Here is a 14,213-nt window from a genome sequence, read left to right as displayed (position 1 = left end):
ACAAGTGATGAAGACGGTTTTATTTATCGTAGGTCCGACGGCAGTTGGCAAAACAGCAATTGGGGTGGACCTCGCTTTAACATTTGGCGGCGAAGTTATTAGCGGCGATTCCATGCAAGTGTATAAAGGGCTTGATATCGGTACAGCCAAAGTGACCAGTGAAGAAAGGAAAGGAGTGCCTCATCATCTTATAGATACGTTGTCTCCAGGAGAGGCGTTTTCGGCCTCCTCATTTCAACGCGAGGCTTTTCAACTCATTGATCAGTTGTTTCTAAACGAACGCCTGCCGATTGTGGTAGGTGGCACAGGGCTTTACATCAAAGGTCTGACGAAAAACCTTTCCTTTCATGATACAGACCCTGATGAAGGACTTCGCGCTGAATTGGAGGACATTCTAGCTGCTGAAGGTCCAGCGGCCTTGCATCAACGCTTAAAACAACAAGATCCGAAAAGTGCTGAGTCGATCCATTGGAACAATGGCAAGAAACTAATTAGAGCGATCGAAATTGTGGAAACGACAGGGAGCACGCTGACAGAATTTGGTGCAGATGTTGAAGAAGAGCCTTCATACCAGACGCTGCTCATCGGTCTGACTATGGAACGTTCTAAACTGTATGAGCGTATAAACCTGCGGGTTGACCAGATGGTAGAGCAAGGACTGGTGGAAGAAGCTAGACAGTTATATACCAGCCGCTTAGAACAATCTCAAGCTGCCAAAGCAATCGGTTATAAAGAATTCTTCCCTTACTTTGCCGGAGAACAATCTCTAGATGATGCCATTTTACAATTGAAGCAAAATTCCAGACGCTTTGCGAAGCGCCAATTAACTTGGTTTCGGAATAAAGAAAATGTGGAATGGTTTGATAGAACGAATGATACTTACGAAAATACCCTTCAAAAAATCACTGATTATGTGAAGGGAAACAGCAAAGAATCGTCGAATATAAACATATAGTAGATCAATGAGGGGGCCATGTCATGAAACAATCTGTTAACATTCAAGACCAGTATTTGAACACTCTCCGCAAAGAAAATATCCCGATTACAGTCTTTTTATTAAACGGCTTTCAGCTGCGAGGTTATGTGAAGGCATTTGATAACTTTACGGTTGTGCTTGATACAGATGGAAAGCAGCAAATGCTGTATAAACACGCTATTTCTACGTTTTCTCCGCAACGGAATGTGCCACTTCAGATCGATGGCGAACAGGAGTCATAACGTTACCACAAAGGGAAACAGAAAAATCGCTTTTTAAAGCAGATGTATTCATGCGGTCGGATTGTTACGAAGGGGTAGTACTTAGTAGGGATACTGGCGAACGTAGAGCCTGCTGAGATGAAAGTAAAGAAAAAAACGAGGAGCTCTCCTTAATGGGGAAGCTCCTTTTAGTGTTCTTCTAAATAGGTGAAATAACGCTCCATCGCAAGCATTGAAGTCATACCAACATTGTCTTTTACTTGTTCAGGGTCTTCCCCTTTTAACAGAGCTTCAACAATATAAGTGTGTCTTAAATGTTTGGCGGTAAGCCCCTTTCTGATAGTGGCACGTTTCATCTCTTGGCGGATCATCTTTTGAATAGCTACTTCACTTAATTGTTTCGGCATATCATTTTCATAAGACCAGCGGTACGTCTGGCGTTGAAAATCAAAAGCGACAAATAAAGGGTCCTCTCGATCAGGCCGGGGCCGTACTGGTTCTGGAATTCGAGTTAAGTAATCATTTAGTTCTGCGTTATGTGTTTTGCTAAGCTGAATGGTTCGTTCCGGCGTCTGGGTCCGGTGCAGGTGTACGGTTTTTTGACCAAGATTCACGTCCTGGCGCTGTAATGTACTTACTTCCTGCAGACTAAAGCCGTAATAACGAAATAAACGGAGGATGATCTGATTTCTTGGTGCCAAAAGCGGCCGCACAGCTTGCTGGCGTTCATTTAAGCCAGCGTCATCTTTAATAGAGTCAAACAAGCGCTTCGTCTCTCTGTCAGTAAGGAGGTCGCTTTCTTTTATCGTGTTCCAGACCGATTCATCCAAGGCAATTTCTTGGAGCGGGTCGGTGGAAAGTTCATTTCGTGTTTTCAAAAAAAGGAAGTATTGGTTCAGTACTGTATGAATTCGTTTCAACGTCCGAAGTTCATAGGAACGGACGTTTTTTATATGGGTGAAAAAATGTTCCGTTTCTCGTCCATCAAGCAGCTTCGGGGAGTTTTCTGCTTCTTTATAACTAGCAGAATCAAGAAAGTGATAGAAATCGGCCAGGTCATAAGCATACCTGCGGATCGTACCGGGCTGTTTATCGTTAGCTTCCAGTTGTTTTAAAAAAGCGATGGCTGAAGCTGGTAAATACTCAGAACGCGGATACATAGCAGCTCCCCTTTCTTATCTCGCCTGTTTTCGCCATTATAGCATAGGCATCCAGGCGATTGTCACACCTTCTCATGCAATTGCGTAAGATGAAGTAGTCGTTGCGAGGAGGGATTATAAGGTGAATCGTGAGCGAGTAAGAGAAGCTAGCATTCGGGTACAAATGACAGAGCCATTACCTGAAAAGAAAGAGAGATTCCGTCCTGAAGAACATACTGCCTTATATAAAATAGAACAAAAAGCCTCTGACTTAATTGGACTTACGGAATGGAAACGTATTTTACGAGAAGTCTATGCCTGGATTTATATTAGTGATAAACGCCGTCAAGCAGGTCTTAACCATGAACAACATGCATTGCATATGGTATTCACCGGAGAACCTGGAACGGGAAAAACAACGGCAGCCAGGTTAATGGCAGAATTATTTCAAGAAATTGGCGTGTTAGAAAAAGGGCATTTAGTGGAAGCAGAGCGGGCCGACTTGGTTGGGGAGTATATTGGACAAACAGCGCAAAAAACCCGGGACCTTATCAAAAAGGCAGAAGGCGGACTGCTGTTTATTGATGAAGCGTATGCTCTGTCCCGGGGAGGAGAACAAGATTTTGGCAAGGAAGCGGTTGATACTTTAGTGAAGACTATCGTTTGCAAACCACCTAAGAGGTGATGGAAAGGAGAGGAACATGCTACAATATGTACGGATAAATTTGCTGTGTTTTGCCAAATTTAATTGACCGCATGATGTTAAACTATCGATAGTAAAGGAGAGGAATAAGCATGCGCTATACAACCTTAGGAAAATCAGGACTTGCTGTTTCTGAGCTATGTTTAGGTACGATGACATTTGGACGAGCTACACCAGAGGATGAAGCTATACATATGATGGACCGATTCTTAGCTGATGGCGGGAATTTTATTGATACTGCTGATGTTTATGTAGACGGAACTTCTGAGGAAATTGTCGGAAAAGCAATTAAGGAAAAGCGTGATCAAGTAGTGCTGGCCACAAAAGCGCGCATGCGTACAGGAGAAGGGGTTAACGACGTAGGTTACTCTCGGAAACGTTTAATGGATGGTGTGGACCAAAGCTTGCGCCGTTTGCAAACAGATTATATCGATTTATACCAACTGCACGTGTGGGATCATTTAACGCCATTGGAAGAAGTGCTTCGCACATTAGACGATCTCGTCCGCTCTGGGAAAGTTCGTTATGTTGGCTGTTCCAATTTTTTGGCTTGGCAGATTATGAAGGGATTATCCATTAGTGACCGCCGTCATTATGTGCCGTTCATTTCCGTGCAACCTCAATATAGTTTAGTTCACCGGGAAATGGACCGTGAATTATTATCGCTCGTAAAAGAGGAAGAACTAGGTTTTATTCCGTGGGCACCATTAGGAGGGGGCTTTTTAACCGGGAAGTATAATGCAGCTGAACGTCCAATGGAAGGCCGGTTGGCAAACGATAAGCCAGGTGAATACAACTGGGAAGCAAAAGGCTCGGCACGAAACTTTGAAATTTTGGCGGTTGTAGAAGAGATTGCAGCTGAAATTGGAAAAACGCCTGCCCAAGTAGCATTAAATTGGCAGTTGGCAAAACCTGAAGTCACTGCCCCTATCGTTGGTTGTAGAACGCTCGAACAGTATGATGAAAATATCGGCGCGATCGGCTGGCGTTTATCAGAAGAACAAATGGAACGGTTGGAGCAAGTAAGTGCTTTGCCAAAAGAATATCCCAATCGTTTTATCGAACGGTTTTGGCGACCTTTAAATGAAGAGTAAAGATGATTAGTGATGAGACAATCCCTTCCTTACATACGTGTCTGTAAGGAGGTGGATATCGGTGCCCGAGGTAACGGAAAATGATCATAAGCAACCGATGATAAAAGTAAAAGGCTCCGATATGTTTTCAAGAGCGGAAGCTAAACGCCGGCTTGAAGAATGGCTGCAAGGCATTCAAGATAAGGAAAAGACCTTATGAAAGGGCCTGCTTTTATTTACGCCCGCGTCTCAACTGAAGAACAGGCCCAAAAAGGCTACAGTCTGCAAGGGCAGATAGAAGCAACAATAAATAAAGCAGTTGAGCTTGGTTATAGCCGCTCAGACGTCGTTGTATATACAGATGAAAAAAGCGGATCCACCCTCGAACGTCCGGGCCTCTTGAAATTACGGGATGATGTAAAGGGGAAAAAGCCAGCTTACATTCTCGTTACGGACCCGGACCGTTTGGCGAGAAATCTAACTCATCAATTACTTTTAACCGATGAATGGCGGAGCCAGCAAGTGGAACTTGTTTTCATTCATTTTGAATGGAAAGATTCACCTGAAGGCATGCTTTATTACCAGCTTCGCGGCATGTTTGCCCAGTATGAGCGTGAAAAGATCCGCGAACGCACGATTCGGGGCCGGCTCGATAAAATAAAAAAAACGGGCAAACTAAGCATGGACCCCCGGATCTATGGTTATAGGTTTGATACGAAGGAAGATCGGCTGGTGCGCTGTAAACGTACAGCGCCAGTGGTTCAATGGTTATTTCAAGAAGCAAGCAAGGGCCTTTCCATCCAGGCAATCCGCAAACGATTGGAAGAGCATAAGCTGCCAGCACCAAGAGGCTTAATCTGGTATGACACTACGATTCGACGGATTTTGCAGAATTCGTCTTATACAGGAACGTATTGGGCATACAAATGCGATTATCACAGTGGTTATAAGCGTACGAGGCCAAAAGAAGAACAGTTTCCGCTTCCGATCCCTGCTTTGGTGGATGAAGAGACGTTTGAACAGGTCCAACAGCTGATGAGACAAAGACAAAGAGGCTCTTCCCGGCCTGCAAAAAAGGGGCTGTTTGCCGGTTTGCTGTGTTGTAAGTGCGGGGCTCCTTTTCATTTGGTGAACAAAGGAAAAGGGCGCTTGTACTATATTTGTAAGCGTCGTATAGCAACAAAGGATTGTAAGATGGCTTACCAACAGGTCGAACGGGTAGAACAAGCCTTGTGGGAAATAGTAGAAAGAGAACTTTATGCCTTATATTTGGAAGACCTGCCTCCCGTTGCCGACATATTTATTGATGATGCCATTTATCAGCAAGCCAAACTTGAGCGAGCTCGTGTACAAAAGCTTTACGAACAAGGGCTCATCTCTTTTCAAACCTTGGAAAAAGAATTAGAAGAAAGCAAACGCAAGAGTTCAACAGCAGATCCCAGCTCCGTCTCAGTCTCTGAATGGCCAGCTGTTATCCTTTCAGATCAAAAAGCAGAGCTTGTGGAACAATTTGTAGAAACGGTTTGTTTGCAAGACCAAGGGCAGTGGATGGTTACGCTTCGGTTTCCTTGCCATGCAGAGGGGGTAAAAGAACGATAGTGAAAGCTATGGAAGACCGCCATAAACAATTTATTGCTGTATTGGCAGGATACCCAGAAGAAATGGAACGGTTTTTTTCAATGAATTCCGGTCTGCCTTCCCGGTTCCCAATCGTTGTTGATTTCCCATCTTATTCAGTGGCTGAACTTCTAAAAATTGCTGATGGAATTTTGCGGAGCCGGGATTTTTATTTGACAGACCAGGCAAGAGAGCAGCTGACAAAGCTCATCCAGAAAGAACGGTACCGAAACCCCCGCACATTCAGTAATGGTCGATTTGTTCGCCACGCTGTAGAGCGAATGATACGTTCTCAAGCGATTCGATTACTTGAAACGGGAAAAAAATATGATGAACTCACGTTAAAGCGTATTGAAAAAGAAGATGTTGCAGATGCAGAAACAGATGGGAAAGGATGGATGATATAGAGTGGAACGAATTATGATTGTGGGCTGTTTCTTGAAAGGCGAAAACCGTTCTTCCTTTGAATCATCACTCGAAGAATTGCGGGCTTTGACAGAGGCAGCCAGAGGGACAGTAGAGTTTGTGCGTTATCAAGAGCGAGATCAGATTCATCCTTCTACCTATATCGGTAAAGGAAAAATTGCTGAAATTGCAGAGGAAGCAGAAGCCAATGAACTTGACCTGTTAGTTTTTAACGATGAACTCTCTCCGGGCCAGGTGCAAAGCATTCAATCGCAGACGAAGCTGCCGGTGATCGATCGCACCCAAGTGATTCTTGATATTTTTGCCAGCAGGGCACGGACAAAAGAAGGCAAAATTCAAGTGGAACTGGCGCAGTTAAACTATATGCTTCCCCGGCTTATTGGGCAGGGGGAAGCACTTTCCAGACTAGGGGGCGGCATCGGAACCCGCGGTCCTGGTGAAACAAAATTAGAGACGGATCGCCGTCATATTCATCGCCGCATGACAGAGTTAAAAAAACAATTAGAAGATGTAAAAAAGCGACGTACCATCTACCATGATGAACGGCAAAAGCAGAACCTGGCTCAATTTGCCTTAGTAGGGTATACAAACGCCGGAAAATCTACGTTGTTAAATCAGTTAACTGAAGCAGACTCCCATGCTGAAGATCAATTATTTGCTACATTAGATCCGCTGACAAGAAGTGTGCAGCTGCCTTCAGGCTATCAGGCCCTCCTTAGTGATACGGTAGGGTTTATTCAAGATTTGCCTACCACCCTTGTCGCAGCTTTTCGTGCCACATTGGACGAGCTTACGTACGCAAATGTACTCATTCATGTCGTTGATGCTACCGATGAACGGATGGATGAACACATGAAAACGGTAGAAAAGCTACTCACAGAACTACAAGTGGATCACCTGCCAACGCTTACTGTTTTAAATAAAACGGACCAGCTCACAGATGAACAAGCTGCTCCGTTCCTGCCACGTGAGCATGTTCTTGCTGTGAGCGCTTATGATCAACAGGACGTTGTCCGCTTAAAAGAAGAAATGGAACGGCTCGTAAAAGAAGAAATGATTTATTATCACGTGCAGCTGCCGGCAGAGGAAGGCAAGCTGTACTACCGGTTGCGCAATGAAACGCTTGTCGAAGATTTTGAGTTTAATGAAGAACGTGAAGTTTATGATGTGAAAGGCTACGTATATTCTGATCATGCCCTTTGGGGACAAATTCAACAGTATATGCAGGCGTAGAAGGAGTCTATTATGTGGATCAATGACCTAACGTATAGTACAGATATTAAACAGCTCGCAGATAAGGTGGATGAGCAACTGCATGAGCGGTTCACCCGTATTCAAGCTACGGTAGAGACGAATCAAGCTGCTGTACTGCGAGCATTCCGGCACGAGCAGATAGCGACACATCATCTGCAGGGAACGACTGGCTACGGCTATGATGACATAGGGCGTGAAGCACTTGATGCTATTTATGCCAGTCTCTTTGGCCAAGAGGATGCAATCGTGCGCTCACAATTTATTTCTGGCACTCATGCGATTTCAACGGCCCTCCACGCGTTAGTCCAGCCGGGTGATGAGATCATCTGTGCAACAGGCACGCCTTATGATACGCTCCAGACCGTGCTTGGCTTAAGCGGGGAAGAAAAACGGTCGCTGCGCAAACTCGGAGTTAAAGTAACTGTCCTTCCGCTTACAAGCACCGGTTATCCCGACCTAGAAATGCTGGAGAGAGTGATCAGCCCGCAAACGAAAGCAGTGGCTATTCAACGCTCGCGAGGGTATGATAGCCGCCCTTCTTTTTCTATTCAAGAGATAGAACAAGTCATAACGACTGTCAAACAAGCAGCGCCTGATGTACTTACGTTTGTAGATAATTGTTACGGAGAGTTTGTAGAAGAAAAAGAACCTGGCCACGTGGGCGCTGATCTTGTGGCAGGTTCGTTGATTAAAAACCCGGGTGGCGGTTTGGCCCGGACAGGCGGGTACATAGCGGGGAATAAAGAGCTGGTCGATGAAGCAGCAGACATATTGGCAGCTCCTGGCCTTGGCCGGGAAGGAGGCGCTACATTAGCTGAATTACCGCTAATGTATCAAGGATTGTTTATGGCTCCACATGTTGTGGGGGAAGCGCTGAAGGGAGCTATTTTTACTGCAGCTTTGCTTTCTGAAGCTGGTTTTGAAACAACGCCTCATTGGCAGACCGAACGCACAGATTTAATCCAAGCCGTACATTTTCATAGCCAAGACCAAATGGTTACATTCTGCCAGCAAATTCAGCGCTACTCCCCGATTGATTCGACGGTTTCACCACTTCCTTCGCCCATGCCTGGTTATGAAGACGAGGTTATTATGGCAGCAGGAACATTTATACAAGGAGCAAGCATTGAATTAAGCGCAGATGGACCAGTGCGCCCACCATTTAGCGCTTATGTACAGGGCGGATTAACGTACAGCCATGTGAAAATCGCTGTATTATCTGCACTTGATGCCATTTGGCAAATAAAAAGCCGCTAGCTGCTAGCGGTTTTTTATTTACTTCTTGGGGAAAATACAACCAAATAGGCCCTTTTATTTAAAGAGGCTGTAAAAGGGCAATGTTGAATGGAGCGGAAGGCGAGAGAAGTCTGCTGAAAAGGCCATTCACCGTTAATTGCATTGTCAGAAATACTTGATGAAACCGGAACAAGTGAGGGTTCCTGGGGAAAATGAAGTCAGGGCAAGACCCTGCAGAGCAACTCTCGAAGTGGGATTTCTCTATGAAAAGCAAACTTGCGCAGGCTCAGTGTACGAGGTATTTCGTGTGCGCGCAGCAAGTAGTACGGGGAAACGAACATCACCTTATTACGTACCTCCATAAGGGAACGCCTCCAACGACCTAAATTAAAGCAGTAATAAAGAGTTATATTATAGCTTGAACGCATTTTGTCGAAAAACTAAAAATAATTCATGTAAACAAAGTTAACATCTATTGACTGAAAAGCTTACATGTTGTAAAGTAGGTTACAAGATAGATAGAGGAGGGCATGGCTATGAACGATGCAGAACGTCGTAACATGCCATTATTTCCAATTAGCATTGTGAAAAAGCTGACAGAATTGTCACCTCGACAAATTCGTTATTACGAAGAGCATGGGTTGATCGAACCAGCTCGTACTGAAGGGAATCAGCGCTTGTTTTCATTTCGTGATGTGGACCGTCTGCTTGAGATTAAGCGATTAATCGAGGATGGGGTTAACATGGCAGGAATTAAAGAAATATTCAATATGAAGGAACAAGTGCCAGCAGAACAGCCTGTAAAACAGGATTTGTCAGATCATGAACTGCGCCGTCTGCTCCGGCAGGAAGTAATGATGGGCACCAAGCAAGGAAAGCCATCGATGATTCAAGGCCAGTTATCCAGATTTTATCGGTAGATTCGGTGCCAACTCCGGCCTGCCTGTATGCAGCAGGGCCTGGAGTTCACATATTCCATTAGAGATCTAGGGGAGGACCTATTAAATGACAAGCAAGTATTCAAGAGAAGACATTTTACGCTTGGCAGATGAAGAAGATGTTAAATTTATCCGTCTTCAATTCACAGATCTTCAAGGGATCATCAAAAATGTTGAAATTCCAGTAGACCAACTAACAAAAGCATTAGACAATCAAATGATGTTTGATGGATCTTCGATTGAAGGGTTTGTTCGCATCGAAGAATCAGACATGTACTTATATCCAGATTTGGATACGTGGGTTATCTTCCCATGGACCCCTGAGAAAGGGAAAGTGGCGCGTCTTATTTGTGACGTGTACAAGCCATCCGAAAAGCCAGGTGGCGAACCAACACCATTCGCCGGCGACCCTCGCGGCATCTTGAAAAGAGTGTTAAAGCAGGCTGAAGAAATGGGGTACACCGCTTTTAACATTGGTCCTGAACCAGAATTTTTCCTCTTTAAAAACGACGAAAAAGGCGAACCAACGTTGGAATTAAACGATAAAGGCGGTTACTTTGACCTTGCACCAACAGACCTTGGTGAAAATTGCCGTCGCGATATCGTGCTTGAACTTGAAGACATGGGCTTTGAAATTGAAGCTTCTCACCACGAAGTAGCACCTGGACAGCACGAGATCGATTTTGAATACGCTGATGCTATTACAGCGTGTGATAACATTCAAACGTTTAAGCTAGCGGTCAAAACGATCGCACGTAAGCACGGATTGCACGCAACCTTTATGCCGAAGCCACTCTTTGGCGTTAACGGTTCCGGTATGCACTGCAACATGTCCTTGTTCGAAGGTGAAAAGCAAAATGCATTTTACGATGAAAGTACAGAAACGCAGTTGAGTGAAACAGCGATGCAATTTATGGCAGGTATTCTTGAGCACGCGGACGCGTTCACAGCGATCACAAACCCAATTGTGAACTCTTATAAGCGCCTTGTTCCAGGCTATGAAGCTCCCGTTTATGTAGCATGGTCCCTTAAAAACCGCAGCCCACTAGTGCGTGTTCCAAACTCCCGTGGCTTGAGTACGCGTATTGAAGCTCGCAGCCCAGACCCTGCAGCTAATCCGTACCTTGCAATGGCAGCAATGCTTGCAGCAGGTCTTGACGGGATTAAAAACAAGAAAGCTGCACCAGAAGCAACAGATCGTAACATCTATGTAATGAGCGAAGAAGAGCGCCAGGAGGAAGGCATTAAAGCCTTGCCGGCAACGCTTAAAGAAGCGATCGACAGCCTAAAGCAAAACGAAGTTCTCGTAAACGCTATCGGCGAACACGCAATCCAACATCTCATCGAAGCAAAAGAAATCGAATGGGACATGTTCCGTACCCAAGTTCACCCTTGGGAGCGCGAGCAGTACATGCAGACTTACTAAAACAATTAACCCCGAGCCATTACGGTTCGGGGGTTTTTGTGTTTGCCCACCGCTGCCCACCAAGCGCCCACAAAAAACATCACTTCAATATATTTTTCATATGAGCTTTATAAAGATTCATATTACCTTTTTCAACCTTTTTACTGAAGTGACCATGTAACCCCAGACGCCAGTATCCAAACCGCCATATTGTCTATCCCTGGGATTTACGAGAAGGACCCGAAGAACGAATTCGTGAAAAAATCAGTGATATCTGCATTGCATTAGCATGAAAGCAAAAGATTGGCTGGAGTTTCCGGCACAAAAAGTTCAGTTACAAGACACTTGCAAAGTGTTAAGAAGTTAGTAAGTTAAAATGTATCAAAAGCACCCTCCTAATTCGGATGGGTACTTTACTATTATTTCTTTCTCCAAGTTCGATCAGACTTATCCGTGGGAGGATAAGGTTTACCTTGTTTTAGGTCAGCAGTTTTTCCGGTCTTTCCTCCTCGTGGACCAATTTGTTCATGTTCACCAGTTTTTCGAGTTTCTTTTCCAGGTTTGTTTTGTTTAGCCATAAACAAGCACCTCCTTTCTTACTGGTAGATTACGAGGTAACTTAGACATTCGTTTCATTTTTTTGTAATTTTATGCAGGGATTCACTTCTTTCTGACGAAAAGTGTCGGGGAGGAGGTTGATATGAAATGGATATAAATGAAAGAGATAATATTGTAAACAGAATAAGTAATATGTCAGATGAAACAATTAACTCGCTTGATATTGATGTTTACTTAGTCGAAAAAGCCCAAGAAACAGATGATTTGTACAACGCAAAAGAAGAACAACTAATAGATGATCTAAGGGATTGGCTAAAGAAGAATATAAGATACCAACTCAACAAAATAAAAACAACTGATTCCAATGGAATAAAATATTTCCCGGTCCAAGATTATAATTATAGGCTCACAAAAAATGACTATATAGCAAAACTTTTTTTGAAAGATGGTCATGATTTGAGAGGGCCGAAAAATAAACTTCTTAACGCTTTAAACCAGAACAACAATTTTTTTCAAGATACAGAATCTAAATTTCAAGTTGTTAGAGCTTCAATTGGAAATTCTAAAGTGAACTTTGTTTATTATCGGAGTGTAAAAAGGCCAGCTACTGAAAGGAAAAACGTAAATAAGAGACCTACTATCAAGCACAGGGGTCATCTTACTACACACGATCACGAAATTATCGAACTAGGCGGAAGTATAGAAATGTTTATTATTGAAAATACCATTTATGTTAATAACCCTAGGACATTAGAATTTACATTTGATTACGACGATCACATTAAGAAAATGAGAGATAAAAATCTCACGTCTATAACTAATATGAGTTTTTTTGATAGCTTTTCTAATACAGAAGCATTTGTTGAAAAGTCAAGTCAGTATATTCTTTCAAGAGGGTTGGCTGCAATTGAAGAAGAGACTTTAAATCATCTGGAACGGAATTTTGCCGATAGATGTGAAGAATTAAAGCAAATAAAGGAGGGTATGCCTAACGATGCAGGCAAAGAACAGGAAGACTATATTGAAAGGTACTCTTCTATATGGCCACTTTTTAAACATATAGATTTTGAGAGTAGGAAAATCAGATTTAATACTGATGAAGCAGTTAATCCATTACTTCAATTCTTTTCAGATCGTATTTATGAAACGTTTTTGAGCAAACAGATCATAGGTGATGAGTAAAATAAATAACAGAAAAAGGTGGGTAAATGTGGAATAAAACAGATCAAGCTATTATATGGTCAAGCACGTATTCGCCTTTAGTAATCATTATGATTTTCAGGTTTGTGTCTAGTAATGATTTTTTTCAATTAGAATCTTTCAAAAAGACTATTTTCGATGGTAGTAATTTTTTAAAAACACCGGTTGCGATGGAGATTTATTTTATTCTGTTTACATTGTTTATTACAGTGGTGATTTATTATTGCACTATCCAATACTATTTAAGTAAATATGATGAAAAGTTAAAACCAGGTAAACACGGAAAAGATTATTACTTGAGAGGATTAGAAAAGCTAAGCGCAAACGATTATTCTTTCTTTTTGTTAACGCTTTTGCTACCTTTGATTTCACTAGATCACTCATCTGTAATAAACCTTGCGATTTCATTGATTGTAATAATATTTGTTATTGGTATTTATGTGAAAACTGATGCTATTAGTGTTTGCCCGCTTTTCTTTTTTTCGGGACGTAAGGTGTTTAAAGCTACAATTTCAAGAGGAACAAAGGAGGAGGAAAATGTCGATCCTTCCCTTAGAAAAGATGTAGTGATAATAGTGAAAGAAGAAAACATTGATTTAAACAATGCTGTCAGAGGTGAAGAGCTAATAGGTGAAGTGTATTACATTACTAAAGGAAATTAAGTTAAAGCACTACCAATTCAAGTAGTGTTTTTTTTATGTCTGAAGGAGGTAGAACATGGAGTTCATATATAATCATCCATTCCTAACAACGTGGTTTATTAGTCTGGTGGTAAATCCCCTGGGCAAACTTTTTGAAAAAATTTTCGATGGGAAGACCAGTGCGAAGGAAATTGATGCACGACGTTTACCAAAGCTTCCCTCTAGTCTCTCGGAACATAACAAAACTAATATACAGTTTTTGGATATTAAACACTCATTTGGTTTTGAAGAAACGGGGTAGATTAAGCATGATAGTGCTGTTGTGCTGGCCAATAGATATATCATGGGAAAATATAGCTTATAGCTTACCGATCAGGTAGATCAAATATACATACAAAGGCACCACTTGCTACCAAGTATTTGGAAAAGAAAAAACCGCAAGAAGCTAGTGAAACTTCTTGCGGCTCAAACCCCTTAGTAGCAGGAGCAGGTATTGATATTTTTGGTGAATGGTACTATTCATGCGTCATTAAAGGCGATAATCCCAATACAAATCATGAGCTCCAGCGCGTTTAAGCCAAACATAATACGTGCAACGAGCATGTCAATCTACTGCTTTAGCTGGTTCTCAGCTTGTTCCACCAACCGCTTCGTCATTTCTCCGCCGATCGAACCGTTTCGGCGGGCAAGGGTATCCGCTCCCGGATTAACCCCGAATTCTTGGGCAATTTCTTCTTTCATTTGATCAAGCGCACGTTCTGCTTCCGGTACAACAAGCTTATTTCGACGTCCCATGCTGTCACTCTCCTTCGGTGAGGGTGTGTAG

At 42.9% G+C, this 14,213-nt stretch carries 16 protein-coding genes and 1 pseudogene; 14 read left to right on the top strand and 3 right to left on the bottom strand.

Annotated elements, in window-relative coordinates; all coding sequences use genetic code 11:
* Positions 1 to 4: 4 nt before the first annotated feature.
* Entirely contained in the window at positions 5 to 955 is a 951-nt protein-coding gene (gene miaA / locus D469_RS0105980) for a tRNA (adenosine(37)-N6)-dimethylallyltransferase MiaA (protein WP_026286123.1), read from the top strand.
* A 23-nt stretch (positions 956 to 978) separates the two neighbouring features.
* Positions 979 to 1,218, top strand: coding sequence for an RNA chaperone Hfq (gene hfq / locus D469_RS0105975; protein ID WP_018922470.1), 240 nt, complete (start codon positions 979 to 981; stop codon positions 1,216 to 1,218).
* A 167-nt stretch (positions 1,219 to 1,385) separates the two neighbouring features.
* Here the strand turns inward: hfq and D469_RS0105970 are convergent, their stop codons facing one another.
* Positions 1,386 to 2,357 carry a tyrosine-type recombinase/integrase gene (locus D469_RS0105970; protein WP_018922469.1) on the bottom strand — a complete coding sequence of 324 codons (972 nt, stop codon included), beginning with the start codon at positions 2,355 to 2,357 and terminating at the stop codon, positions 1,386 to 1,388.
* Positions 2,358 to 2,508: 151 nt separating this feature from the next.
* On the opposite strand from D469_RS0105970, the pseudogene D469_RS19780 reads away from it, so the two are divergent.
* The 9 genes and pseudogenes from D469_RS19780 to glnA all read left to right on the top strand — a co-directional run.
* Positions 2,509 to 2,991 (top strand): annotated as a pseudogene (locus tag D469_RS19780) (AAA family ATPase); the annotation flags it as partial.
* Between the two features lie 140 nt (positions 2,992 to 3,131).
* A complete protein-coding gene (locus D469_RS0105960) occupies positions 3,132 to 4,133 on the top strand; it encodes an aldo/keto reductase (protein ID WP_018922467.1) in 1,002 nt (333 codons plus the stop codon).
* Between the two features lie 61 nt (positions 4,134 to 4,194).
* Complete coding sequence (locus tag D469_RS21990; RefSeq protein WP_018922466.1) at positions 4,195 to 4,332, top strand: hypothetical protein; 138 nt, start codon at positions 4,195 to 4,197, stop codon at positions 4,330 to 4,332.
* Complete coding sequence (locus tag D469_RS0105950; protein ID WP_018922465.1) at positions 4,329 to 5,711, top strand: recombinase family protein; 1,383 nt, start codon at positions 4,329 to 4,331, stop codon at positions 5,709 to 5,711. Before D469_RS21990 ends, D469_RS0105950 begins: the two co-directional genes overlap by 4 nt.
* A gap of 8 nt (positions 5,712 to 5,719) precedes the next feature.
* Positions 5,720 to 6,136: a P-loop NTPase family protein gene (locus tag D469_RS19775; RefSeq protein ID WP_240473316.1), complete on the top strand. Its 417-nt coding sequence runs from the start codon at positions 5,720 to 5,722 to the stop codon at positions 6,134 to 6,136.
* Between the two features lies 1 nt (position 6,137).
* Complete coding sequence (gene hflX / locus D469_RS0105940; protein WP_018922463.1) at positions 6,138 to 7,388, top strand: GTPase HflX; 1,251 nt, start codon at positions 6,138 to 6,140, stop codon at positions 7,386 to 7,388.
* 12 nt (positions 7,389 to 7,400) lie between these two features.
* On the top strand, positions 7,401 to 8,666 hold the full coding sequence (locus tag D469_RS0105935; protein ID WP_018922462.1) for a methionine gamma-lyase family protein: 1,266 nt from the start codon (positions 7,401 to 7,403) through the stop codon (positions 8,664 to 8,666).
* 515 nt (positions 8,667 to 9,181) lie between these two features.
* A complete protein-coding gene (locus D469_RS0105930) occupies positions 9,182 to 9,565 on the top strand; it encodes a MerR family transcriptional regulator (RefSeq protein ID WP_018922461.1) in 384 nt (127 codons plus the stop codon).
* A gap of 85 nt (positions 9,566 to 9,650) precedes the next feature.
* Positions 9,651 to 11,009 carry a type I glutamate--ammonia ligase gene (gene glnA / locus D469_RS0105925; protein WP_018922460.1) on the top strand — a complete coding sequence of 453 codons (1,359 nt, stop codon included), beginning with the start codon at positions 9,651 to 9,653 and terminating at the stop codon, positions 11,007 to 11,009.
* 398 nt (positions 11,010 to 11,407) lie between these two features.
* Here the strand turns inward: glnA and D469_RS22300 are convergent, their stop codons facing one another.
* A complete protein-coding gene (locus D469_RS22300) occupies positions 11,408 to 11,566 on the bottom strand; it encodes a hypothetical protein (protein WP_018922459.1) in 159 nt (52 codons plus the stop codon).
* Positions 11,567 to 11,693: 127 nt separating this feature from the next.
* Here D469_RS22300 and D469_RS0105915 point away from each other — a divergent pair, with 127 nt between their 5' ends.
* From D469_RS0105915 to D469_RS0105905, 3 genes are read left to right on the top strand one after another with little or no spacing between them, the layout of a single operon-like run.
* Positions 11,694 to 12,728, top strand: coding sequence for a Kiwa anti-phage protein KwaB-like domain-containing protein (locus D469_RS0105915; RefSeq protein ID WP_018922458.1), 1,035 nt, complete (start codon positions 11,694 to 11,696; stop codon positions 12,726 to 12,728).
* 26 nt (positions 12,729 to 12,754) lie between these two features.
* Positions 12,755 to 13,408 carry a hypothetical protein gene (locus D469_RS0105910; protein ID WP_018922457.1) on the top strand — a complete coding sequence of 218 codons (654 nt, stop codon included), beginning with the start codon at positions 12,755 to 12,757 and terminating at the stop codon, positions 13,406 to 13,408.
* A 55-nt stretch (positions 13,409 to 13,463) separates the two neighbouring features.
* Positions 13,464 to 13,688: a hypothetical protein gene (locus D469_RS0105905; protein WP_018922456.1), complete on the top strand. Its 225-nt coding sequence runs from the start codon at positions 13,464 to 13,466 to the stop codon at positions 13,686 to 13,688.
* A 308-nt stretch (positions 13,689 to 13,996) separates the two neighbouring features.
* Here the strand turns inward: D469_RS0105905 and D469_RS0105900 are convergent, their stop codons facing one another.
* Positions 13,997 to 14,182: an alpha/beta-type small acid-soluble spore protein gene (locus tag D469_RS0105900; protein ID WP_018922455.1), complete on the bottom strand. Its 186-nt coding sequence runs from the start codon at positions 14,180 to 14,182 to the stop codon at positions 13,997 to 13,999.
* Between the last annotated feature and the right edge of the window lie 31 nt (positions 14,183 to 14,213).

Origin of the sequence: Salsuginibacillus kocurii DSM 18087 (assembly GCF_000377705.1) — a bacterium.
GTDB classification, from domain to species: Bacteria; Bacillota; Bacilli; order Bacillales; family Marinococcaceae; genus Salsuginibacillus; species Salsuginibacillus kocurii.
Note: the sequence above shows the minus strand (reverse complement) of the source record. Positions and strands in the feature narration are given on the sequence as shown.